The organism is 'Nostoc azollae' 0708 (assembly GCF_000196515.1).
Lineage (GTDB): Bacteria > Cyanobacteriota > Cyanobacteriia > Cyanobacteriales > Nostocaceae > Trichormus_B > Trichormus_B azollae.
Window position 1 is genome coordinate 1,189,318 of the sequence record NC_014248.1, and the last position, 23,628, is coordinate 1,212,945.

20 protein-coding genes and 12 pseudogenes are annotated in these 23,628 nt (G+C 39.6%); 25 read left to right on the forward strand and 7 right to left on the reverse strand.

Annotated elements, in window-relative coordinates; all coding sequences use genetic code 11:
- The first annotated feature begins 54 nt into the window (after positions 1 to 54).
- Together AAZO_RS32705 and AAZO_RS43365 are read left to right on the forward strand one after the other, a co-directional pair.
- Positions 55 to 1,106: pseudogene (locus tag AAZO_RS32705) on the forward strand (IS630 family transposase).
- Positions 1,107 to 1,386: 280 nt separating this feature from the next.
- Positions 1,387 to 2,754, forward strand: a pseudogene (locus AAZO_RS43365) (glycosyltransferase); the annotation flags it as partial.
- Between the two features lie 28 nt (positions 2,755 to 2,782).
- Here the strand turns inward: AAZO_RS43365 and AAZO_RS28880 are convergent.
- Positions 2,783 to 3,887: pseudogene (locus tag AAZO_RS28880) on the reverse strand (IS630 family transposase).
- On the opposite strand from AAZO_RS28880, the gene glf reads away from it, so the two are divergent.
- From glf to AAZO_RS37000, 9 genes and pseudogenes are all read left to right on the forward strand, one after another.
- A complete protein-coding gene (gene glf / locus AAZO_RS05385; protein ID WP_228371513.1) occupies positions 3,881 to 5,044 on the forward strand; it encodes a UDP-galactopyranose mutase in 1,164 nt (387 codons plus the stop codon). The pseudogene AAZO_RS28880 and the gene glf sit on opposite strands and share 7 nt — an antisense overlap.
- A gap of 647 nt (positions 5,045 to 5,691) precedes the next feature.
- Positions 5,692 to 7,365: pseudogene (locus AAZO_RS43370) on the forward strand (IS1634 family transposase).
- Between the two features lie 94 nt (positions 7,366 to 7,459).
- Positions 7,460 to 7,618, forward strand: a pseudogene (locus tag AAZO_RS42285) (C4-dicarboxylate ABC transporter); the annotation flags it as partial.
- Between the two features lie 114 nt (positions 7,619 to 7,732).
- Positions 7,733 to 7,993: a hypothetical protein gene (locus tag AAZO_RS05405; RefSeq protein ID WP_041639521.1), complete on the forward strand. Its 261-nt coding sequence runs from the start codon at positions 7,733 to 7,735 to the stop codon at positions 7,991 to 7,993.
- Between the two features lie 197 nt (positions 7,994 to 8,190).
- On the forward strand, positions 8,191 to 8,460 hold the full coding sequence (locus tag AAZO_RS36975) for a hypothetical protein (RefSeq protein ID WP_228371514.1): 270 nt from the start codon (positions 8,191 to 8,193) through the stop codon (positions 8,458 to 8,460).
- A complete protein-coding gene (locus AAZO_RS36980; protein ID WP_228371515.1) occupies positions 8,399 to 8,842 on the forward strand; it encodes a hypothetical protein in 444 nt (147 codons plus the stop codon). The genes AAZO_RS36975 and AAZO_RS36980 overlap by 62 nt, the downstream gene beginning before the upstream one ends.
- Before the next feature lie 14 nt (positions 8,843 to 8,856).
- Positions 8,857 to 9,006: a hypothetical protein gene (locus tag AAZO_RS36985; RefSeq protein WP_228371516.1), complete on the forward strand. Its 150-nt coding sequence runs from the start codon at positions 8,857 to 8,859 to the stop codon at positions 9,004 to 9,006.
- Positions 9,007 to 9,253: 247 nt separating this feature from the next.
- A pseudogene (locus tag AAZO_RS40950) lies at positions 9,254 to 10,051 on the forward strand (SDR family oxidoreductase).
- A gap of 16 nt (positions 10,052 to 10,067) precedes the next feature.
- Entirely contained in the window at positions 10,068 to 10,250 is a 183-nt protein-coding gene (locus tag AAZO_RS37000; protein ID WP_228371517.1) for a hypothetical protein, read from the forward strand.
- Positions 10,251 to 10,465: 215 nt separating this feature from the next.
- Here the strand turns inward: AAZO_RS37000 and AAZO_RS05415 are convergent, their stop codons facing one another.
- The 3 genes from AAZO_RS05415 to AAZO_RS33350 form a co-directional block, all read right to left on the reverse strand.
- Positions 10,466 to 10,705 (reverse strand): hypothetical protein, encoded by a 240-nt coding sequence (locus tag AAZO_RS05415; RefSeq protein ID WP_013190475.1) that lies wholly within the window; start codon positions 10,703 to 10,705, stop codon positions 10,466 to 10,468.
- 35 nt (positions 10,706 to 10,740) lie between these two features.
- Complete coding sequence (locus AAZO_RS05420) at positions 10,741 to 11,757, reverse strand: glycoside hydrolase family 43 protein (RefSeq protein ID WP_013190476.1); 1,017 nt, start codon at positions 11,755 to 11,757, stop codon at positions 10,741 to 10,743.
- A gap of 199 nt (positions 11,758 to 11,956) precedes the next feature.
- Positions 11,957 to 12,196 carry a hypothetical protein gene (locus AAZO_RS33350; protein WP_144031241.1) on the reverse strand — a complete coding sequence of 80 codons (240 nt, stop codon included), beginning with the start codon at positions 12,194 to 12,196 and terminating at the stop codon, positions 11,957 to 11,959.
- Between the two features lie 301 nt (positions 12,197 to 12,497).
- Here AAZO_RS33350 and AAZO_RS32710 point away from each other — a divergent pair.
- Positions 12,498 to 13,525 (forward strand): annotated as a pseudogene (locus tag AAZO_RS32710) (IS630 family transposase); the annotation flags it as partial.
- Between the two features lie 87 nt (positions 13,526 to 13,612).
- Here the strand turns inward: AAZO_RS32710 and AAZO_RS37005 are convergent.
- Together AAZO_RS37005 and AAZO_RS37010 are read right to left on the reverse strand one after the other, a co-directional pair.
- Positions 13,613 to 13,993, reverse strand: coding sequence for a hypothetical protein (locus AAZO_RS37005; protein WP_338027052.1), 381 nt, complete (start codon positions 13,991 to 13,993; stop codon positions 13,613 to 13,615).
- A gap of 30 nt (positions 13,994 to 14,023) precedes the next feature.
- Entirely contained in the window at positions 14,024 to 14,203 is a 180-nt protein-coding gene (locus tag AAZO_RS37010) for a hypothetical protein (RefSeq protein ID WP_228371518.1), read from the reverse strand.
- An 882-nt stretch (positions 14,204 to 15,085) separates the two neighbouring features.
- Here AAZO_RS37010 and AAZO_RS05440 point away from each other — a divergent pair.
- The 6 genes and pseudogenes from AAZO_RS05440 to galT form a co-directional block, all read left to right on the forward strand.
- On the forward strand, positions 15,086 to 15,355 hold the full coding sequence (locus AAZO_RS05440; protein ID WP_081462893.1) for a helix-turn-helix domain-containing protein: 270 nt from the start codon (positions 15,086 to 15,088) through the stop codon (positions 15,353 to 15,355).
- A 798-nt stretch (positions 15,356 to 16,153) separates the two neighbouring features.
- Positions 16,154 to 16,282 (forward strand): hypothetical protein, encoded by a 129-nt coding sequence (locus AAZO_RS40955; protein WP_266888351.1) that lies wholly within the window; start codon positions 16,154 to 16,156, stop codon positions 16,280 to 16,282.
- Positions 16,283 to 16,622: 340 nt separating this feature from the next.
- On the forward strand, positions 16,623 to 16,802 hold the full coding sequence (locus AAZO_RS37015) for a hypothetical protein (protein ID WP_228371519.1): 180 nt from the start codon (positions 16,623 to 16,625) through the stop codon (positions 16,800 to 16,802).
- 4 nt (positions 16,803 to 16,806) lie between these two features.
- Positions 16,807 to 17,121: a glycoside hydrolase family 2 TIM barrel-domain containing protein gene (locus AAZO_RS37020; RefSeq protein ID WP_228371520.1), complete on the forward strand. Its 315-nt coding sequence runs from the start codon at positions 16,807 to 16,809 to the stop codon at positions 17,119 to 17,121.
- A 147-nt stretch (positions 17,122 to 17,268) separates the two neighbouring features.
- Complete coding sequence (locus tag AAZO_RS37025) at positions 17,269 to 17,658, forward strand: hypothetical protein (RefSeq protein WP_228371521.1); 390 nt, start codon at positions 17,269 to 17,271, stop codon at positions 17,656 to 17,658.
- A 21-nt stretch (positions 17,659 to 17,679) separates the two neighbouring features.
- Positions 17,680 to 18,452 (forward strand): annotated as a pseudogene (gene galT / locus AAZO_RS05450) (galactose-1-phosphate uridylyltransferase); the annotation flags it as partial.
- A gap of 491 nt (positions 18,453 to 18,943) precedes the next feature.
- Here the strand turns inward: galT and AAZO_RS25905 are convergent.
- Positions 18,944 to 20,208, reverse strand: a pseudogene (locus AAZO_RS25905) (IS701 family transposase).
- A 147-nt stretch (positions 20,209 to 20,355) separates the two neighbouring features.
- Here AAZO_RS25905 and AAZO_RS36050 point away from each other — a divergent pair.
- From AAZO_RS36050 to AAZO_RS28905, 7 genes and pseudogenes are all read left to right on the forward strand, one after another.
- A complete protein-coding gene (locus AAZO_RS36050) occupies positions 20,356 to 20,673 on the forward strand; it encodes a hypothetical protein (protein WP_194290158.1) in 318 nt (105 codons plus the stop codon).
- Complete coding sequence (locus AAZO_RS36055) at positions 20,670 to 20,819, forward strand: hypothetical protein (protein WP_228371522.1); 150 nt, start codon at positions 20,670 to 20,672, stop codon at positions 20,817 to 20,819. Before AAZO_RS36050 ends, AAZO_RS36055 begins: the two co-directional genes overlap by 4 nt.
- A gap of 49 nt (positions 20,820 to 20,868) precedes the next feature.
- The gene (locus AAZO_RS42290; protein WP_338027054.1) at positions 20,869 to 21,144 is read left to right on the forward strand and encodes a hypothetical protein; all 276 of its coding nucleotides are present in this window, start codon (positions 20,869 to 20,871) and stop codon (positions 21,142 to 21,144) included.
- Between the two features lie 12 nt (positions 21,145 to 21,156).
- Positions 21,157 to 21,558: pseudogene (locus AAZO_RS42295) on the forward strand (GHMP family kinase ATP-binding protein); the annotation flags it as partial.
- 36 nt (positions 21,559 to 21,594) lie between these two features.
- A complete protein-coding gene (locus AAZO_RS42300) occupies positions 21,595 to 21,912 on the forward strand; it encodes a hypothetical protein (RefSeq protein ID WP_049790555.1) in 318 nt (105 codons plus the stop codon).
- Positions 21,913 to 21,985: 73 nt separating this feature from the next.
- A pseudogene (locus AAZO_RS05470) lies at positions 21,986 to 22,928 on the forward strand (AAA family ATPase); the annotation flags it as partial.
- A 416-nt stretch (positions 22,929 to 23,344) separates the two neighbouring features.
- Positions 23,345 to 23,500, forward strand: a pseudogene (locus AAZO_RS28905) (WGR domain-containing protein); the annotation flags it as partial.
- Positions 23,501 to 23,628 lie beyond the last annotated feature (128 nt).

Consider the following 23,628-nt stretch of genomic DNA (forward strand, 5'->3'; position numbering starts at 1 on the left):
TTTGAAAAAGACTAAGAGATAATACTGAGAAACTGTCTTATCTAATAGCTAACAATGAGCAACCAGGAGCTACAATCTAAAATTGCAGAACTACAAGAATTTATAGATGAGCGTCCAGATGCAAGGGAAGTAAGAAAAACATTGGCAGTGAAGCTGGTTTATCAAAGCTACAAGTATGAGGAAATTCAAACAATTTTAGATGTTTCAGTTGGTTCAATAACAACATGGAAACAAGCCTATGAGAAAGATGGAATTTTAGGACTGTGCCTAAAACACAAAGGGAGAAAAAGCCACTTGAATACTCAACAAAGAGAAGAAGTACTGGCTTGGTTACAAACGAAGGAATGTTGGGAGCTTGGCGAACTTGAGTGTAAACTGGCTTTTGAATATGATGTACTTTATGAATCAAAACGTAGTTATTACGATTTGTTTGATGCGGCAGGAATTAGTTCGAAGAAAACATCTTCAGCAAATTCAAAAGCTAATGAAGAAGCAGTTGCCGCAAAAGAAAAGAGATTTCATCATTGTTGGCGAGCCGCCGAGAAGATATAGAAGCTGCGCTATTGAGAGTTTTGCTATTAGATGAGTGTCATTTACTTTGGGGAGATAGCATTGGATAGGTTTGGGGTAGAACTGACCAAGAAATAAGCATTCCAATTAGTATTAGTAACGAACGAGATAAACAAACTTATTATGGAGCAGTTGACTAGTTAGGTAAAAATTTATTGTTGAAAACCTATGATACAGCTAACTCAAAAAATACTATTGATTATCTCAGCTATTTACTAGAAGAGTCACCTAACCAACAATTGCTTATTTTTTGGGATGGAGCTAGTTATCATCGTTCAAAAGAAATTCAAAATCCTTTAGCATCTATTAACCAAGGTTTACCTTTAGAGCAATGGAAAATTTATTGCGTCCGCTTTGCTCCTAACTGTCCCTCTCAAAACCCCATAGAAGATGTTTGGTTGCAAGGGAAAACTTGGCTGCGACGTTTTCGTGCTTTAATCCCAACATTTTCTCATCTTAAGTGGATGTTTGAGTGGTTCATTCAAAACACTACCTTTGATTTTCCGTCTCTCCAGATGTACGGAGCACTTCCATAGATCAAATACTATTCCTATATATATTTATCATCTTAGGTAGAGGAAGACTTTACACCTATGATTTAGATTGTAATTTATACGGAATGAAAAGCTAAGTTTGAAATTTAGAATTTATTGATTATTCTTTTAAATGTGAAAGATCAAAATAAATGATGATAAGGGCAAAGGAGGTAAACACTAATTATTTATTAACAATTTATTAGCCCTATTTGTAAATAGATGAAAATATATATAATATAGCAAACGAAAACAATCAAAGAAAAATGACGGTCCTAGTCCTATTGCGTCTTCAAAGTTGAGTGATACAAAGCAACTTGATCTAGGTAAATCGCAATCAGCAGGTGTATCATCATTAAATTTATCCTCATCAAATAAATCTCGTCAACCAAAAGGAGCATTAACAGATACGGCTGATATTGTCTGTCTATCTCATTTCCGTTGGCATTTTGTTTATCAAAGACCTCAACATCTTCTTAGTCGCTGTGCTCAAGGAAAGCGGGTCTTTTTTATTGAAGAACCAATTAATTTTAACCAGGAAGATTTGCGAAGGTTGGATATTAGCCGAGATACCAGTGGGGTGGTTATTGTTATTCCCTATCTACCAGAAGGTTTAAGTGAGGAATCTGTCAACGCAAATTTACAAATTCTGATTGATGGTTTTTTTACAGAGTATAACATCCGCAAGTATATTTGTTGGTACTACACACCAATGGCAATCATATATTACAACCCCAGGCTGTAATAATATGATTGCATGGATGAGTTATCTGGATTTCACGGAGCGCCACTAACTTTAAATAATTACGAAGCTGAACTATTTCGCCGTGCAGACTTAGTATTTACAGGGGGACAAAGCCTTTACGAAAGTCAAGTTAACCAGCACCCAAATCTCTATGCGTTTCCCAGCAGTGTAGATATAGCCCACTTTGGACAAGCAAGAAACCTAACCCTCCAACCCCCTTCCCTTCCAGGGAAGAAGGAGAAAAGTTCCAGTTCCCCTCTCCTTGCAGGAGAGGGGTTAGGGGAGAGGTCAGAACCAGCAGATGAAGCAGATATTCCCCATCCCCGTCTGGGTTTCTTTGGTGTAATTGATGAACGGATGGATATTAAACTGCTGCAAGGTATTGCCAATGCACGTCCTGACTAGCATTTAGTCATAGTTGGCCCAGTTGTCAAAATTGATCCAGCCATCCTACCACAGTCCGAGAATATCCATTATCTCGGTGCTCAAACCTATCAACAGCTACCTGAATATTTGGCAGGATAGGATTTGGCAATGTTACCATTTGCCCGCAATCAAGCAACGCGCTTTATTAGCCCAACTAAAACTCCTGAGTATCTTGCAGCTGGCAAACCTGTTTTATCTACCAGTATTCGGGATGTGGTGCATCCCTATGGAGAGTCAAAATTAGTACGCATTGCAGACACGGTTTCTGATTTCGTCACCGCAGCGGAACAAGCAATGCAACAGGATACAAAAGCATCAGGGTGGTTGAGTCGAGTAGATGCCTTTTTAGAACAAATTTCGTGGGATCGGACTTGGGCTTCAATAATGAAGTTTATAGACTCTGCTATAGCTACCCGTGATGGAGAGGAGAAAAATAATCTTGCTGCCATTACTGGACAACAAGCACCCAATATCATTACTAGTAGTCTGCCAAGGCAATTTTGCTGGGTTAAATGCTCGGATATAAACGCTGCATTTTTTGACGTGCATCCTTGGTTTTAAAACCCCAATAAACACTGGGTTTTTGTTGATTACGCTGTGACTCCCAAGTAGCAATTTCAGAAGATAATATTTCTACATTAGGAATACGTCGTTCTAAGCATTGGCGAGATAAAATTGATAATTCAATTTCTACTTGATTCAACCAGGAAGCGTGTTTAGGAGTATAGTGAAACTCTAATTTCCGAATAATGCGGCGTGCTTCTTGTGGAGGGAAAACTTCATATAAAACACTTGGAGTATGAATGTTTAGGTTATCAACAAGTAAAGGTATCACATCAGCTTAGGGGTAATAAACATCTACTAAATCTTTTAATTGTTTAGCAAAATCAGCTTTTGTCCGACGTTGTGTAACTTCAATATGCCTCCACCCGGCTATTGGTTCAAAAAAGCCAAATAAATTTACAACACCATTGCGTTTATACTCACAATCATAACCTTCAGGCTGATATGGTTCTGGTGGCAAAGGAAGTCTTACTTCTTCTACTAATTGATATGGGCGTTCATCTACACAGAGTGTAGGTTTTTTCGGATCATATAGCTCATTGTACAAATCCAAAACATCTTCCATTCTGAACACATACTCTGGGTTAACTTCGGGAATACACCACTGTTCTTTTAACCACGGTTTAATGTCATTTTTTTTAGAGTTTGGTGTATTGTTTCGTCTGAAATTCAATCTATAATACCAACCTTCACTAAATGCTCCGCTAATAATTGCATTGTCCAACACACTCTTCCTTCTGGCGGATTAGAACAAGCAGTCGCAATCAAAAATGCTTCTTGTTTTTCATCTAATTTTTTGGGTTTTGGTGGATTTTCCCCATCCTTTAAAGCAAACTCTAATCCACCAATCACAAACTTTTCTCTTGTCCTTTCCACCGTGGCAACATGAACTCGAACTGCGGCAGCGCCGTGTCCGTTTCTCCCTCAGATGCCATTCAAAGAATGTTTGCACGGGTTATACTTCTTGCTTTGTGCTTTCCTTTTTTGAGGATTGCTTGCAGTTGTAAAATTTCCTCTTCGCTTAAATCTACAACATACTTTTTTGCCATGGTCAACCCCTTTTTTGACTAGTTTATCAATTAGAGGGGCTTACCCAGCAACATTGCCTTGGTTGACTACTAGAGATTTTGTTTTTGATTACCTAATTATTCGTGCTGGCTTTTCTGCTAGTGTTATTGCTGAACGGTTAGCAACTCAGTCTGGTAAGAAAGTGCTGATTGTAGACAAGCGCAATCACATCAGTGGTAACGCCTATGATCATTACAATGAGCATGGTATTCTCGTCCACAAATACGGACTCCACATTTTTAATACCAACTCTTGCGAAATCTTTGAATACCTCTCGCGTTTTACTCGGTGGGGTTCTTACGAACATCGTGTCCTTGCTAGTGTAGATGATCAATTAGTCTCCATACCTATTAACCTTGACACTATTAACAAACTCTATGGCATGGATCTTAATTCTTTTGAGGTCGAAGATTTTTTCAAAGCACTTGCTGAACCAAAAAAATATATTTACACCTCAGAAGATGTGGTTGTCAGCAAAGTTGGACGAGTATTATATGAAAAGTTTTTCCGGGGTGACACTCGCAAGCAATGCGGACTCGACCCATCGGAACTTGATAAATCAGTAATTGCCCGAATCCCTACTCGCAACAACCGCGATGCTCGCTATTTTACTGATACTTACCAACCCATGCCACTGCATGGTTTTACACGGTTATTTGAGAATATGTTAAATCACCCCAATATTAAGGTGATGCTTAACACTGATTATCTGGAAATTCAAAAAGCTATACCTTGTCGAGAAATGGTTTATACAGGGTCAGTGGATGAGTTCTTTGATTACCGCTATGCTAAGTTACCCTATCACTCCCTTGATTTCGAGTATGAAACCCATAATACCCAAGTCTTTCAACCTGCACCAGTTATCAACTATCCCAATGAACACTTGTATACACCGATGACAGAGTTTAAATACTTAACTGGTCAGGAACACTCTAAAACTAACATCGTTTACGAATTTCCGAAAGCTGAAGGAGATCCTTATTACCCTGTACCACGTCCAGCAAATCAGGAAATTTACAAGCAAGACAAGGCTTTGGTAGATACCAGAGCGGGGAGCCACTTTGTAGGACGGCTGGCGACATATAAGTACTACAACATGGATCAATGTGTAGATCAGGCTTTTTCTGTGTATAAATAAATTGCTATCAAGGCTTGAGTTTTGAGGAACTTTACATTTTTATGGAGTCATGAATAACCCCACCCCGCTTTTACTAAACCAAAATCTCCCCTCAATCTAAGGTGTATACAGAAGTCCAAAGTCTTTTGTGTGTACACCATAGCTATTCAAGAGGGGTCAAATGGCTGTGGGACAACGTTTTTAACCTAAGTAGATACAAATGTATAACGTCTCTGCATTCTCCTGTTTAGCTGTTTTTCGACAGAAAACATCGTTTTAAGTTGCAAATTATGACTTCTATTTTCGACTCGAAACTCAAAACTGAGCAATCAGAACTTTCTTGACAAATATGGCGTGGTGTGGAGTTTACTGTGAATCGAGTGGGTGAGCAGTATTTTGATCAGTTAGAACCCACCTTCCGCACCCTAACTGTACCCTCACTGTCACAAATAGTAGTACACAGGAACTAAAGCCCCTGCAAGGAAGAAAAGGTTTAATAAGAATAAGTATTATTAAAATGGTAATAGAGTGAGAGAATAAAGTTTTGTAAAGAAGATAAAAGAAAAGAAAATTTAATGATTTAAAAATTAAATTAGAACAGAAGAAGAAATGATTTAATCACAACAGGAGTTGTGGATAATTCTGTTGTGAAATCAAAGCTTCAAAAAATGGAAATTCAAAACCTAGACCATTTAGGCATAGTAGCAGGAATAATAGACGCCATAGGAGTAGTAGAAATAATCCTTGAAGTTGGAGAGAAAGTAAGTCCGGGTCATGTAGTAAAAGCCATGATAATCAACGGGTTAGGATTTGTATAAAAGCCCTTATATATGTTTCCCCAAGATTTTGAAACAATCCCCTGTGAGTATCTAATAGGACCAGGAGTAACACCAGAATATCTCAAGGATGATAAACTGGGGAGAGTCATGGATAAACTATTTATAAAAGGATTGGATAGAATATTTTTTATTGTCGCCTTAAAAGCAGCCCAAACACTTGGAGTATCCCTATGAGCAGGGCATCTGGACTTATCATAAATGCACATACATGGGCAATATAATACCAGCTTACCAGAAGTAATATTTGAGAGTCAAAAAGTAGGAAATAATCAAGAAATAGAAGAATTAGCAGTAAAATCACCAAAAGGAATAACCATCACCTATGGTGATTCTGGTGACCATAGACCGGAGTTAAAACAGTTCATTATAATAGAAATGATATGTTCAGGAGATGGAGACATACCAATATATATTGTTAAAACTAGCATCGGGAAACCAAGCAGATTCATCATGCTTCGCTAAAATAGCAGTAGAGTACCAAGAACGATTGAAAGTTAACTAAAAGTTAACAGTCTCATAGTAGCAGACTGGGCCTTATATACAGAATCGAATCTGAAAATGATGTCAGATTTAAGCTGGTTATGTCCAGTGCCATTAAGCGTAAAATCAGCACAATGATTAATATCAACATTACCAGAACCACAATTTGTTGATAGTAACTTACCCGGATATAAACTAGCTTCAGAAACAGTAAATTATCCAGGAATAGAACAAAGATGGTTAGTAGTGCAAAGTCAAGAAAGAAGAGAATCAGACCTGGGTAAACTCTCACAAAAAATTACCAAGGCAGAATCAAAAGCTGTGCAAGATTTGAAAAAGTTATCACCAGAAAAATTTGCTTGTGAAGCTGATGCTATCAAGGGGTTATCTAAACTATTCAAACAATTCAAATATCACCAAATTAACCAGAGTAAAGTTACTCAAATCAAATCTAAGAAAAAAGATAGTTCAGGAGAGATATCCTCTGAAATATCAGCTACAGTCTCCCAGAATGAAAGTAAAATTAATACAGAATTTCTGAGGGCAGGGCCTTTTATTATTGCTACAAAGCTTTTGAGTTCTAATGAACTTACCCATGACTCCATCTTGAGTGAATATAAAGCTCAATATAAAGCTCAACAGTCTTGCCAGAGAGGGTTTACTTTTCTCAAAGACCCATTATTTTTTGCAGGCAGTATTTTCCTAAAAAGTCCAGAGAGAATAGAGCCCCTGGGAATGATTATGGGTTTATGTCTGCTGGTTTACACTTTAGCACAACGACAAATTAGAGCGGCTTCGAGAGAGTCTAAATCAACCTTAAAAAATCAATTTGGCAAACCAACTGACCGCCCCACTTTACGCTGGATTTCTCCATGCTTTCAGTCTATTCATTTAGTTACAGTTAACCAAGAGAAACACATGTGTTACTGGACTCAATAGAGAGATTTCATTGTGGATCTTTTATCAGAGTATTGTTTTCGCTACTATGAATTACTTACCTATTTTTCCTCTCTATTAATTTAATTCTTATCAGAAAATAAGCTAATGTCTTTGATTTATATCTCTATTTTACTATGTCCATAATTTCTTTTTTTACTTCAATCTATTAGTCTAAGTTATGATTGATCTCTTGAATATCTTCATTTATCTGTTGACTCCCCTGGGCGGTGTTCTTTCTTATTGCTCCTTATTGAGAAGAGCTTTTGATGCTATTTCTGGTGCTTTACTGTTTCTCCAATGCCTTTCTTCACTGCATATGTTTATTTTTATGCTCCCTTAGATTTTTTCTCTCCATAATTTCTCTCTGTGGCACTTTATGGTGCCGAATGTGGGTTATAACCCAATGGTCATGGAACGCACTTAGAGGATTTAGAATTATTTGCACAATTAATTGGGTATACAGGCAATTCGTTATCCTGTATTGTGGGAAAGAATCGCACCCAATGGTTTGACAAATAGTGATTGGTCTTGGGCGGATGTCCGGTTGGGGAAATTACAAGAACTTGGTATTCGTCCGATTGTGGGATTGGTGCCTCACGGAAGTGGCCCACGTTATACCAGTTTAGTAGACCCTGAATTTCCAGAGAAATTGGCTGAGGTTGCCCGCGCGATCGATCGCACAACTCTGTTCTTTCTTATTGCTCCTTATTGAGAAGAGCTTTTGATGCTATTTCTGGTGCTTTACTGTTTCTCCAATGCCTTTCTTCACTGCATATGTTTATTTTTATGCTCCCTTGGATTTTTTCTCTCCATAATTTCTCTCTGTGGCACTTTATGGTGCCGAATGTGGGTTATAACCCAATGGTCATGGAACGCACTTAGAGGATTTAGAATTATTTGCACAATTAATTGGGTATACAGGCAATTCGTTATCCTGTATTGTGGGAAAGAATCGCACCCAATGGTTTGACAAATAGTGATTGGTCTTGGGCGGATGTCCGGTTGGGGAAATTACAAGAACTTGGTATTCGTCCGATTGTGGGATTGTTACATCACGGAAGTGGCCCACGTTATACCAGTTTAGTAGACCCTGAATTTCCAGAGAAATTGGCTGAGGTTGCCCGCGCGATCGATCGCACAACTCTATCCTTGGGTAACGTATTACACACCTGTCAATGAACCTTTAACAACGGCTCGATTTAGTGCCCTGTATGGTCACTGGTATCCTCACGGACAGGAGCAGTTAACTTTTGGACGGGCTTTGTTGGGGGAATGTCGGGGTGTGTGTTTGGCAATGCAGGCTATCCGAGAAGTTAATCCTAACGCCGAACTCGTGCAAACAGAAGATTTGGGTAAGGTCTACAGTAGAGCAAAGTTAGCTTATCAAGCAGAGTTTGAAAATGAGCGTCGGTGGTTGACTTTTGATTTATTATGCGGTCGAGTTAGCCCAAATCATCATATCTGGGGTTATCTGCGCTATTGCGGGATTAGTGAAAGTGAATTTGAGTTTTTTGACAACATCCCTGCCCACCGGACATTATTGGAATTAATCACTACATAACGAGTGATCGCTTTTTGGATGACCATTTAGAAAAATATCCCACTTGGACTCATGGTCGTAATGGACAGGATCACTATGCAGATATAGAGGCGGTGCGAGTTTGTGGTGAGGGTGCACCAGCCAGGTCCACCTACCTTACTGCAAGAGACATGGGAATGGTATAAAATTGCCTTCGCTGTGACTGAAGTTCACCTCAACTGTACCCGTGAGGAGTAATTGCGCTGCTTTTATCAGGTGTGGAAGGGGGCGCAGGAATTAAGAGAACAGGGTGTAGATATCCGTGCTATTACAGTTTGGGCGCTTTTGGGTACTTATGATTGGAATAGTTTGGTAACTCCTTGGGTGGGTAACTACGAGTCTAGTGTATTTGATTTGCGTTCTTCTCAACCCAGAGAAACAGCGATCGCTAAAATGATATGTGATTTAGCCGCAGGATACAATCCAAATCACCCAGTGCTTGATATACCTAGTTGGTGGCATCGTCCAGAGCATTTAGTTTACCCACCAGTGAGTTGCGGACTAGATGAGAAATGGACAGAAGAATCTATACTCTCCTCTACTTCCCATCGTCCCCTAGTCATTATTGGTGCTAGAGGCACACTGGGAAAGGCTTTTGATCGGTTGTGTGAAGTCCGAGGAATTCCCTACCATCTACTCACACGGCAAGAGATGAACATTGCCCATCCTGTGACTGTTGATATAGTGCTGACTGAGTTACAACCTTGGGCTGTTATCAATGGTGTGGGATATTTGCGGGTGGATGATGCAGAGCGCGAACAGGAAGCCATCTACCTGTAAATACAGTTAGCACGTAAATATTAGCTACCTTTTACGCTCAACATAATTTACAGTTGGTGACTTTTTCTTTAGATTTAGTATTTATTTAATGGTCCTGTCACTCAACCTTATATAGAAACTGATGCCATTTCTCCTTTAAATGTCTATGGATGTAGTAAAGCTTTGGCAGAAAAGCGGGTATTACAGGCTTGTCCTACATCGTTGGTAATTCACACCAGTGCCTTTTTTAGTCCTTGGGATGAGTACAACTTTGTAACTATTGCCCTGGGTCAACTCAGTGCACGAGAGGAATTTCTAGCAGCACAAGATATTATTGTTTCCCCTACTTATGTACCTGATTTAGTTAATGCTAGTCTTGATCTATTAATAGACGGTGAAACTGGGTTGTGGCATTTAGCTAATAAATGGTGAAATCTCTTGGGTAAACTTGGCAAGGGTGGCAGCAAAAACAGCAGGTGTGAGTGTGGAAAATTTAATTGCTTTACCTACGCAGCAACTTGGTTTTATTGCTCCTGGTCCAACTTATAGCGTTCTTGGTAGTAGTCGAGGTGAGTTAATGCCTGGTCTGGAAGATGCTCTTTCTTGGTATTACGATGAATGCCAAATATAGCAGGAGTCAGGAGTCAGAATTTTAGATAAAATGGAATATAGTGCATATTGCAAGTAAATGAGGTACAAAATTCAAACAATAAAAATCCTGTTTATGCTTAAATCCTGGAAACCCTGATTGAGACTATTAGGGGAGCGTTACCACTCCCCTGCCTTCTCTTCGTACATAAGACTTCCCACTATGCTGGAAACTCAGTATATCTAGACCTGAGTGTGTCAACGAGATTCTGTTCCTTGATTGGGAAGACCAGGCCTAGTAACAGCACCTCCAGCTACTTCAGGTTCAGCACCCGGACGAACATCTGTACCTGATTCTTGACCAGTCATGCGATATCTTTCATCGAGCGGAGTATCACCCTCTTCCGTAGTTGGTACGGTCGTTTCCGTACCAGGATTATCTTCAGGATTATATTTACCTTCGTCTTGCCGATTGTCTGGAGGGGTTTTGGATGTCATGGATTTGTGCCTTTTCAACAGGTGATTCCATAACACTAGCTTTTAGTTTCTTGTAAGTTTTCTATCTTCTGATAGGACTTGTTCACATCAATAGTCTGTTTTGTCCAAGTCGGACCCTCACAACGCGGACCATCTACTGTACAAAGGAGCTTATCTAAGCAGATGTGCCCTACCTCTGTTGTCCAGGCATGATAGGCTATATACTCAGTTTTACCATATGGACTAAAAACGATTGAGTTGTGGCCTGGGCCTTCAACATAACCACAAACAGACTTTAGCACCCGTGGACCTGCTTCCTTACCTCCATCATAATAAGGACACATGATACTATCCGCAACTCCATAATCTACACCGTAGTTTTCAGTTTGCCAGCACCCACCGCTATAGAAGCAATAGTAGCGTCCTTGGTGTTTGCGGACACAGGGACCTTCTAACGTATGCCAATCAAAAACTTTACCATACATCAAGCGGTTAGCTAGAACCCCCTGCCAATGACAACGCGCACCCAAGAAAACTCTCTCAAGACCAGCGAGCTTTGTCATGTTTTGGAGTAGGTCTACAACAAGTGCTGTTCCCACACCTACACCACCCTCTATATCTAGGAGATGACGGGCGTAAAACAAATACCATTGTCCATTGTCATTACGGAATGGGTGGGGGTCGCTCGCAAAAGCGCAGGTGTTCAAGTCTGTAACTGGTTCACCAATATCTTCATAAGGACCAATTGGAGTATCGCTTTGGGCTATACGCAACTGATGATTCTTGTCTTCATGTCCTACAGAGTAGGATAGGTAAAACTTACCGTCCGAGTAAGCAACTTCGGTAGCCCAAAAATTATTTCCCAAGGTGGGATCTGGTCGCGGTGGTGCGTTACCAACATAATGCCAATTCACGAAGTAGAAGGAGCGTAACAGAGGAAAAACTTGCAGTTTGTTGGGGTCAAAATCTAGAGGAGTGGCTATTTCGTCTACTGTTCCTGCTGCCTCTGCTGCACCCGTTCCAATTCCATAATATACTCCCAGATGCTGGCTACCAAACAAAAGGATCGGCAAAATAACCTTTGTAGACTGGATTAGTGTATTTCATAGTCAATCCCTTCAGAGAATTCAAAATTCATCACCCCACCCATCAATTAAGGGGCTTCTAGCCTTATTTTTTTCACTCAATAGTCAACAATTCTTGATCAGTAGCCTCATCATTAGCTATTAGTTACTAATGACCAATAACTAATACTTGAAATTTATGTAAGTTTTAGCTTTTTCCTGTGGTAGTTGTTCTAGAACCTAACATCCCAACATTTTTTGTAACTCTTCGGGTAGGCTTTCGTAATAATCTCTTTGCAGGGTTAAATCTACCTTTGATGTATGTAACGAGTGCATAACATAGCCCATAACTATCATCAGTCCGGACTGGTTTGTTCGATTCGTTTAACCCCAATGCTGTGGTAAAGCCGATCGCATCATTACATCTCCGGGCTGCATATAAAAACATTCCATAGCAATTTCACCTAGGCCAATTTTTCTTAATCCCTCTTCACTAGGTAAAAAAGTTGATTCTTATGAATTAACGCAATTCTATATTTTGCACCAAACATAGTGATGCAAATTCAAGTATTTATCTCCATTCAATCAATAAATTTAGGATTTATTAGTTTAAACAGGGGAAAACTCTTTATTTATAGATTTAATGGCTCATATAGAAATCATATTTAATTTTTGAAAAAGAATAAGAGGTAATACCGAGAAAGTCTCTTGTCTAATAGCTAATAATCAGCAAGCAGGAGTTACAATCTAAAATTGCAGAACTACAAGAATTTATAGATCAGCGTCTAGATGCAAGGGAAGTAAGAAAAGCATTGGCAGTGAAGCTGGTTTATCAAAGCTACAAGTATGAGGAAATTCAAACAATTTTAGATGTTTCAGTTGGTTCAATAACAACATGGAAACAAGCCTATGAGAAAGATGGAATTTTAGGACTGCGCCTGAAACACAAAGGGAGAAAAAGCCACTTGAATACTCAACAAAGAGAAGAAGTACTGGCTTAGTTACAAAGGAAGGAATGTTGGGAGCTTGCCGAAGTTGAGTATAAATTGGCTTTTGAACATGATGTACTTTATGAATCAAAACGTAGTTATTACGATTTGTTTGATGCGGCAGGAATTAGTTGGGAGAAAACATCTTCAGCAAATCCAAAAGCTAATGAAGAAGCAGTTGCCGCAAAAAAAAAGAGATTTCATCATTGTTGGCGAGCCGCCGAGAAGATATAGAAGCTGCGCTATTGAGAGTTTTGCTATTAGATGAGTGTCATTTACTTTGGGGAGATAGCATTGGATATGTTTGGGGTAGAACTGACCAAGAAATAAGCATTCCAATTAGTATTAGTAACAAACGAGATGAACAAACTCATTATGGAGCAGTTGACTATTTAGGTAAAAATTTATTGTTGAGAACCTATGATACAGCTAACTCAAAAAATACTATTGATCATCTCAGCTATTTACTAGAAGAGTCACCTAACCAACAATTACTTATTTTTTGGGATGGAGCTAGTTATCATCGTTCAAAAGAAATTCAAAATTTTTTAGCATCTATTAACCAAGGTTTACCCTTAGAGCAATAGAAAATTTATTGTGTCCGCTTTGCTCCTAACTATCCCTCTCAAAACCCCATAGAAGATGTTTGGTTGCAAGGGAAAACTTGGCTGCGACGTTTTTGTGCTTTAATCCCAACATTTTCTCATCTTAAGTGGATGTTTGAGTGGTTCATTCAAAACACTACCTTTGATTTTCCGTCTCTCCAGATGTACGGAGCATTTTCATAAATCAAATACTAGTCCTATAGACTCTAAATATTAGAGACTAAGAAATATGTAGGGCACAGGAAAACTGGATCCCCTAGTTTCAGTGAATTACGATTGAGAGGAATGAGATTCGCGGATATTCAGGGTTTTTAAAGCGGCTTTAGCGAAAATTTCATGAGCAGCAGTAGTTGGATGAATACCATGCCAAAACAAAAATTTTTTAGGATTATCACAGATAACCAGGTTACTTAGGTAAGTATTGGTTACATTAGTAAGACCAAATTTGGCTGGCTTTTTAGTGGATTCTTGGTAAAGAAAATTAACACCAAACTGAACCATTCTAGTATCCGAAATCGGCTTACATTGAAGTATATTAGTCTCTTTAACCAAGCTTAGATTATGTGCGTTATTAACAGAAGTTAGAGTAGTTGAATTTACAATATTGCGTTTAGCTCGAAGATTCCCTAAATCTGGTAAATTAGGAATCATAATTTCCTGAGCGCCCGCTTTTGAGAGAGATTAGATAGCCCTCAATAAATTTCCAATTTGGAATGTATTATTAGTCGCACCATAGAGATAATTATTAGCACGAGCCCATAGGACATAAAGTGCCTGTGGATTAACCTGATGATGGGCTTTTATAAAGCTATCAACTTGTGTCAATAAGTTTGCTACTGCCTGAATATTACTGCTACCCATAGTTGCACCACCATAGGCAAAATTGGTGTTTTGCTAAGGACTTATCGCTAACTGAGAAGCAAGATATCTACCCAAACCAGACCATTAGAATAATGTCCTTGAAAATAGGGAGCACTAGAGGGATAATTTCCACCAGTAGCTGGGAATACGTTACCTATATGTGAAAGGCTGTCGCCAAAAACATAGAGTTCATTGATTTTTTCAGCACCCTGGATATTAGCAGAGAAAACAACCATTATAAAACGGTAATAAAGCCAGTGCTATGATGAGAAACTTTTTTTTCACTGTTTGAGTTCTTGTTACTCTTCAGGAAAGTCAGAATTAAAAACCCTATCCACATAATTCAAGGGGGGCTGATAACTGGAAAAGTTATCCTGGAATCTAGTTATTGTCACTTCTCTAAGCTAATGTAATATATTTCTCTTTGGAGAGTTATCAACAGTACTTTATCTTGGGTGCTTACTCTACTGTTTACCTAGATACTTCTAAATCTTTGCTCTTGCTGTTATTGGCTGATTGCTGATAGCTGAATCTTTACAGATTATTTTTAGCTACTTTACTCGCAATAGCTAGTTCAAAATAAGTATTACGTTAGTTTTTGGAGAATTCTTATTTGCTAGAATAGACCTATCAGGAAAATTAACTTGATGTGAAAAAAATGGTAGAAGGGAATTTTGAGGGTGTTCCAAAAGGAAAAATCCACTAAATAACTATATTCAAGAATATCCACATCGTAGAAAACAAATACTGGGAATAACTAACCATCAGTTTCAAGACTTGTTAGCCCAAGGTGAAATACAGCCTAAAAAACTTTAAGGTGACATAGAAAGTAAGAAGATAGGTATAAATCAGAAAGGAGGAGGGGGGAAAGGGAAAATAGAGATAAAAGAACAGGTATGTCTATTCTTGTTCTACTTGGGGAAAATACCAACATTTGAGGTTTTAGGTTTCCATTTCGGTATATCTAAAGCGGAAGCAAAGGACACATTTTATTACTGGCTAGAGATATTGCGAAATCTTTTCCCTGCTAGTCTCGTTGAACAGGTAGAAAAACATGATAGCGATTATGCTATGACAACTCAGAACAAAAGGCAGGAAACAAGGAGTTTTGCACCGAGGGTATTCTTGTTGAACAGGTCATTAGACTTGTAAAAATATTCCGGGTACCTCAACAAAAATTTCCCCTGAATTCCCCAATTTACTCACAAGTAATTCTTACTAAATATTGGTGGTTTAGTCACACTAGGAATTGGTTCATGAGTGTTGCCTATTTCATAAATGTTATGGATATGAGGTCAGTTATGAATTTGTTATCAACATCTTCATGGATAGGAACTATCCGTAACTATTCCCAACCCTGATTCTTTCCTTGGCTCTTTCCTCATCTTAACACTATGGAAAGCCAGACACATACTCCTTTCTAAATTTTCGAACTTTTCTATTATGTAATTATATGCAGATATACTAATACCTATACTTTAGACACACCTGTTATTATTAGCCAAAATCTTATTTATAATTTTTATAGGACTGGAGAAATATTTTATGTATTTCTATCATAATGTCACGAGCTAGGAGTTGACAAATAATAAAATGCCGCCAGCACTAAAGGTGATGGAAGCTATTCCACTTTGCTTTCTCAAGTCTTAAACTAGGTTTTTTTCAACCAAAAATACGGAAAAAATTTTTCTGTTGTAGCTAGGGAAGATTTTTTAGATGAAAGCGTTAGCTATTGAGAATTTTGAGGTTAAATTCAGCTCTGAAAGTGATAATAAGCAAATTTTTAGTTTCCAAGATCCACCATATCCACGTGCGTATCTGCAACGCTTACATTGGCAAAATAGAGACGGTCAATGGAAATTCGCTTATGACAATTAAGGTAATTGCACTCAACCCGGCGACCTTAGCCAATGGACTCATCATATAGAAGTCCCCTTCGCTCGTGAATCTATGAAAACTGGGATTGGTAATACAGGTTTTCATCCTAATTGTTGGTATGAGGGAGAATTTGACACACCAGCCGGAGAAGGGAGATTACTGCTGCATTTTGGGGCTGTAGATTATCGGGTGTGGGTTTAGGTGAACGACCAATATATGGCTGAACATGAAGGCGGTCATACTCCCTTTAGCATTGATATAACCCATGTTTTAAATTAAACTGGCACACCCAAGGTGACAGTGTGGGTGTAAGATGATCCTCACGAACTAGCCAAACCGGGTAGTAAGATTGGCAGTTAGAACCCCACAGTATTTGGTATCCGTGCACCACTGGTATTTGGTAGACAGTCTGGGTTGAGCGTGTAAGTACAACTCATATAGATCATATTCGCTGGATTCCTGATTTCGAGCGTTGGGAAATCGGCTATTGTGCGGCGCTGGCAGGGGATGTACCCGTTTCCGGCATTCATTCGGCATTCAAATGAAAGTGAAACTGAGCGTTGGCGGTAAGTTCTTAGCTAATGATACCTATGAAGTGTTCGATGGGGAAGTTAGCCGTCGCATTGCCTTGGCTGCTCCTGGTATTGATGATTACCGCAATGAATTACTCTGGAGTCCAGAAAGACCAACTTTGATTGATGCGGAAATTCAATTGGAATAACCAAGTGCTGGATACAGTTAAATCCTATACTGCATTGCGGACGGTGAATATTCAGCGCGATAGCTTTATGCTTAATGGTCATCCTTATTATTTACGGTTGGTTATTGACCAAGGTTATTGGCCTGAGTCCCTGATGACAGCATCTGATGCTGATGCTTTGCAGCGTGATGTGGAACTCGTTAAAGCAATGGGTTTCAACGGAGTTCGCAAACACCAAAAAATTGAAGACTCCAGATTTTTATATTGGGCAGATATCTTAGGCTTGTTAGTATGGGAAGAGATGCCCAGTGCCTACGGCTTTATGGGTAAAGCCGTATAACCTATGACCCATAAGTGGACTGAGGTAATCAACCGTGATATTAATCATCCATGTATTGTCGCCTGAGTTCCCCTTAATGAATCTTGGGGAGTCCCAAATTTAGTTGAAACTGCTGCTCACCGCAATTATGTTTTGGCAATGTATTTTTTGACCAAAACCCTTGAGCCTTCTCGTTCGTTAATTGGTAATGATGGCTGGGAAAGTAGCGATACAGACCTTCTCGCTATTCATCACTACGACACCCAACTCCAACAATTGGTTCATCGCTATGGACCAGAAGTGAAATTATCAGATTTGTTTGAGCGCAAGCGTCCTGGTGGACGTATCCTCACCCTGGACAATTTTCCACACCAGGGACAATCTATTATCCTGACAGAGTTTGGTGGTATTGCTTATGCACCTGCTACTCAGCCTGAAGCCCACAAAGCTTGGGGATATCAGCGTTGCTGGAATATCTCCGAGCTAGAAATGAAGTACGCTGGTCTCCTCGAAACTGTTAATAATATTGAGCTGTTCAGTGGCTTCCGTTACACATAATTTACGGATACATTCCAAGCCCCTGATTGCATTGTGGAAACTGTACCTGCAAATGGGGCGTGTGAGGTGCTCGTATTTACTCAAGATGACCGCGCTTCGCTGTTATCCTTGACATTGGAACATTTGGATCTATTATTACAAGTTTGGGGTGCTTGCACTGAAGTTTTGAGTGAAAATACCCAAATTCAATATGTGCTACCGTATGAAAATAAAGGTGTAGAAGTAGGTGTGACTTTACACCATCCTCATGGACAAATTTACTCTTACCCCTTTGTTCCACCAATCCCAGCCCGAATGTTAGAACAACAGCAGCGGTATTATCACGAACATAAACGCGGGTTGTTAGCGGATTTGATTCAAAAAGAAATTCCTTATAACCAACGGATAATTTATGAAGATGCGGATGCGATCGCTTTCGTTGCCGTCTATACGCGTTACCCCTATGAAGTTTGGGTAGCAAACAAACTGTTGCGACTTTCTCAGATTTAAGCTAAGAACAACGCTGGGGACTTGCCAAAGCTTTAAAAACCGTCACATTCAAATATGACGGCCTGTGGAATTGTCCTTTCCCTTATTTAATGGCTTGGTTTCAAGCACCAACAGATAGTTTACCGCATCCAGAGCCACATTTACACCCTCAGTTTTATCCACCATACCGCACGAGTGATCGCTTGAAGTATTTGGCAGGAACAGAACTCGCGGCCGGGATGTTTACCAATGATACTTTACCAGAAGAGAAAGCCAAAGAGTTGCAAGCAGTGAGTGTGAATCTAAAAATGTCAGTTTCAGCATAATTAGGGCTTGCTGATAGCGTAGCGTGGCGTTGAACCATATACACGAAAAACCTAGATAAATCAAGAGGCTCGGGGTTTAAAAAGTGAATAAGGTGTAAGTAAAAGAGTTAAAAGAACCTCAAGAGCTTTCTGTATAAGAGTTATACCCTTTAGACCCTACTGATAAAATGTCCACCTATTGCTAATAGAACTGATGAGTTGTTCCATTAACAAGACCATTCTCTTCGTATCTTCAAGGTTTATGCTGACATAGCTGCCTCATAACTACACAGTTAATTGTCAATAAGCACCGTTTTTTTATCAATTTTTTCAAGGGGGCCTATCACGTAAAATCTTTGTCCTGTGATGGTTTCACCTTGCTTGTCGCCCTCTCAACTTCCTGGCTTAAATAACTAAGAAATTGGGACAAAATTTATCAGCGTGATATCTGAAACCCTAGTTCACAAACTCAGACAGACGCAGAGAGACACAGAGGAACTTGATAATTATCTCTAACGGGACTTAAACAAAAATAAAACCCAAATGTAGCCTAAACTGGCTTGATAAGAAGGAAACACGTCCGGCTTCAAGTTGAACCAATCAATAAATAGAAAAGATATAGCTGTTCTCAACCCTTCTAAAGCTGCAGTAAAAGTATTCAAAGGTTTCTTAGCCCACCTTGGTCTTAATCCTCCAGTCCACTGATGGCAAAGAATAAAAGTGTAGGCACAAAAAACCAAAATAAAATGGCGCAGTCAACTGCTGTTATCTCCAACTTGATATTCTTTAAGTCCTAACCATCCCTTGGCTTCCCTGTAAAAACCTCTAGCCAATTTCTTTGAGAATATCTATCAACTATCCATTGGGGTGTGATAATTGATGAAGAAATATTGGGCATAAAGTAGTCAATATCAGTTGCTTGACAGAAAGTAGAAGTGTTGATGACGACAGCAATATTACCCTTTCCAGTTAAGGCTGATATTTCTACTTCTTTAGTTACTACCCATAATCTTCTGGGTTTATCTAACTGCAGTTGAATCTCTGTAAAAGCCTATTGGGGTAAACTGTGTGATAATTTATCTAACCTAATTATTGGTGGACTATCCTCTTAGTCACTGCTAAGGACTTTGGGATTTTTAGCTAATCCTCCTAACTACTTTAAATTCCGGTTTTCTATCTTTAATAAGAAAGATGTATTATGGCTATATCCAGGATCTATAATTACTATTCCTGGTTGATAACCACGGCTTAAGGTCAGATCTATTAATTTAATTCCTAACTCAGGTTTCTTCTTTCTTCTCAAATAGAGGCTCTTGTTTCCCTTTGGGTAAGGAATCACCGTAGTTATATAATTATATGTCTAATGGTAAGCTTTTACTGCCATCATATAGATATGTTGTTACTACTACTATTCCAGTATCCCTTGTCCCAATTTCTCCAATATATTGTCTTCCTACTCCATCCCTAAAATTCCCGCTTTTTCTATGGACAGAATCATCAATTATTAAGCTAAATCCTCTGGTGATTCTCCTCTGACTATACTTGTTCATAATCTCTAACCGACGCTCATTGACTTGGGAACTGGACCAAGGTGCTTCAGTTCAAAGGTGGTGTAATCGGTGGTAGGTCACCCCTAGGGTATTCTCTACCATTTCAAATAGGTTTTTTCTCTCACTTTCACCCAATCATCCCCCTAAATAAGGTCTAAACTCTCTTCTTTCCCCTTGATGAGTAAATAGATCATCAAATGACACCATCTTTTAAACCATGGTGCCATTGCTGCGGTAGTGGTTTCTTTCGTCACCTTCTTTTAACGTGAAAGCTATACCAAAGTTGGATTATACTCCTTTTTACTGTTAATTTTTGTTCAATTCCCGCTAACTATCTGTGTTTATCCCCTCTGAACGAAGAAGTCTCCGCGAAGTTGGAACTAATGAGATACACCCTCACTGAAAATGGGGTACAGGCTATACGTCTACGTGGTACAGATTGGTTTAGTTGGGCAACTGCGGGCGCTTCTCATACTGTCTTAGTAACTGCCGAAACTGGCGTAGCAGAAGTATTAGTAACTGCCCAAGTAACTGATGAAATTGAAGCGCAACGCCTTAAAGATGAAGAATTACCACGAAATTTTCAATTACACATCTACACATCAGTCCTTGGGCTGAGGGTATCGAGCGTGAGACTTTTGTCCCTGACGTTACAGATGGCGGAAAGGTTCTCCGTGATAGACCTGTTTTGAAGGTGCAAGCATTACCAGCATCTTTACAAAACCGAAAGCGGATACTGATGCCAAGCGAGTTAGAGCGATATCGCCAAATAGGGCAAAAATCCAGCCAAGGGATGACAGAGGTACTCACAGCAGCCGAGCCAACTTGGACAGAATAACGCAGGTGCAGGTGTAGAAGCATTATGGGCAAGGGGACTACATCCAGCAGTGACACTGGTAGCTGGGGAGAGGTGTTTGCGACTATACCGTCATGCCACACCCACAGGGGAACAAATTGGAAGACAAGCAATGCTGGTATTTTGCCCTAGAGGTTATCGTTTATATACTAATCTCACGAGATTTGTGAGTTTTGGCAACCTTTCCAATGAAAATGCCAAATTGCATAGCTATGTCCGGGAAATTGAAGTTTTGAAAACCGCAGGCTACACACTACCAGAGATGGTACTCTATGTAAACTCCTCCGTGCCTATGCGTTCGGGTTGATCTAGCAGTGCGGCTTTGGAAGTAGCAAGCCTCAGAGGAATACATCAACTTCTTGACCTCCCTCTTGAGGACGTAGAAATTGCCCAACTCACCCAACAAGCAGAAATTCACTATGCTGGTGTGCAATGCGGCATTATAGATCAAATGGCTGCTAATCTAGCTGATGCCAAACATCTTTTGTTTCTAGATACTCGTAGGCTAGAACGCCAGCTTGTGCCTTTTCCCCCTGGAGCAGAGATTGTAGTTATAGATAGCGGTGTGCCGCGTATCCTTGGCAGTAGTGGTTATAACCAACGTCGGGCTAAGTGTGAGGAAGCAGCCCATTTGTTAGGAGTGCCAGCCCTAAGAGATACTACCGATGCTAAAATAGGAGTGACAGCCCTAAAAGATATTACTGAGACTAAAGCAGCGTAAATATTACCCAAACCTTTCCGCGATCATGCCCGTCATGTGCTTACAGAAAATTACCGCGTTTTAGAAGCTTTACAGGGAATTACACCTGAGCGGTTTGGAGAGTTTATGAACGCATCCCATGCTAGTTTACCGGATGATTATGAAGTTTCTGTACCTGCCCTAGATATTTTGGTAGAAATCTTGCAGCCCACCCCAGGAGTATTTGGTGCTAGGCTTACAGGTGCTGGTTTTCGTGGGGCTTGCGTTGCTTTAGTTACATCACCTCAAGGAAGAGAGATTGCCACAAAAGTAGTTGAAGAATACAAATATACAGGTTACAAAGGCAAAATTGTAGTACCTACAATCAATTTATGACTTATACAAGATTAACGTATTCCCGTCATTACAACGATCGGGAAGCAATCTCTTTCCCCGGATTTTTGGTACCCTGTGGCTAACTGTGAAAGAACGCCTAACTTTCCAAGGCATTATTATTAATGCTACAGTCATTCCCTTAGTTGTAGAATACAAAACCCGGCTATTGGCTCAAATAGGTATTTTTGTGGGTCTGGATTTACTCCGGGATTGGCTGCAACGCTGTCGTCGGTTATTTTCGCAAGAAGTGTGATCGCTAAATCTGCCTCAACCTAAAGGAGTGCTACTAGCACGTCTACCCGGGACAGGTAAATCAATAAATAGTAGCGAAAAACATTGCAACCATCCTCAATCTTCCATTGTTGCAACTAGACATTGCCTCAATGCTTGGTAGCTTGGTAGAAGAATCTGAAAGTAATGTCCGCCGCGGACTCAGTACAGCCGAAGCGATCGCACCCTGTGTTTTGTGGATCGATGAAGTAGAGAAAGCACTTTCAGCTAATGGTGATACTTCTGGAGTTTCACAAAGTATTCTGGGGAATATCCTCACCTTCATGTCTGAGTGTACGACAGGGGTGTTTGTGGTAGTAAGCTGTAATGACCCAACTGCTTTACCAATTGAGTTCAAGCGGAAAGGGCGGTTTGATGAAAATTTCTTTGTTGACCTACCTACAGAACCAGAACGTTCTCAAATTCTCAAGATTCATCTGGAAAGATACGGTATAAAAGTTCCCCAAGAGTATTTGTATTTGGAAGCAATCGCCCCTAGCACCAGGAAGTTTAGCGGTGCTGAATTAGAAACTCTGACATCAGAAGCTGCACTACTGGCTTTTGATGAAGAAAGATCGCAGCAGCTGACACTAGCTAACTTAGAAAATTGCCAGCGCATAAGCCTTTAGCTGTTCAAGATGCTGCTGCTGTTGAGCGAATGTAGTCTTAGTCAAAGGTGGCGCGACTAGCTTCTAGTTCAGGTTTCTAAGAGAAGTCTTCGTACTTCTAGGTTCCGTACAAATTAATACAAAGGACAAAAGCGATTACCTACTAGACAGGTAAGTACACCCAATGGCCTATGGTGAGTATTCCATCACTGTACCCGCCCCCTCAAGTCTAAAATCGAGGACAGATCGCTATTTCATCATGAATTTGATAAGACTTACGGAAGATGTGACTGAAAACCTTATTCTTGCATAGCGGTAATTCACCTCCGTTACATGGAGATGAATTGAGATTATTGGACAAGTATAAATTTAGATTTTTCGCAACTTTACGACTTTGTGCGAAAAAATCATCCTATTCATCAACAACACCAATTCATATAACCGATAGTTGGCGTGGTATAGCCATATGTTTCTCGGTATTACCGCTACTTTTTTGGGTAAGTCTTCTTCAAGTATTTAGCGTATAACCACCATGAAGTATCACTAGGACAATAATGGAAATATATTTAGTATTTATAGATGCTGCTCAGAACAATAATAAATTCTGGAGTGCTAAGGTTGGGCAAGGAAATTTAACTGTTGAGTGGGGTCGAGTAGGCTACAAATCTCAGGAGAAAGTTCATTCTTGTGGTAACTATCAACAAAACGTAAAATCAACAAGGTAATAGCATCCACAAGAAAAGTCAATCATATCGACTTTGATAACTTAACAGATATGCTGGTGATAGATGAGATTCATGAATTTAATAATCTATCTATTTAAACCTATTCTTCGTAG

Bases quoted from the DNA above. Each gene is read 5' to 3' on its own strand.
- AAZO_RS33350 (WP_144031241.1), bottom strand. From the start codon at position 12,196: ATGTTTTTATATGCAGCCCGGAGATGTAATGATGCGATCGGCTTTACC.
- AAZO_RS40955 (WP_266888351.1), top strand. From the start codon at position 16,154: ATGAAAACTGGGATTGGTAATACAGGTTTTCATCCTAATTGTTGGTAT.
- AAZO_RS05415 (WP_013190475.1), bottom strand. From the start codon at position 10,705: ATGACATCCAAAACCCCTCCAGACAATCGGCAAGACGAAGGTAAATAT.
- AAZO_RS37010 (WP_228371518.1), bottom strand. From the start codon at position 14,203: ATGGGTAGCAGTAATATTCAGGCAGTAGCAAACTTATTGACACAAGTT.
- AAZO_RS37015 (WP_228371519.1), top strand. From the start codon at position 16,623: ATGAAAGTGAAACTGAGCGTTGGCGGTAAGTTCTTAGCTAATGATACC.
- AAZO_RS37005 (WP_338027052.1), bottom strand. From the start codon at position 13,993: ATGATTCCTAATTTACCAGATTTAGGGAATCTTCGAGCTAAACGCAAT.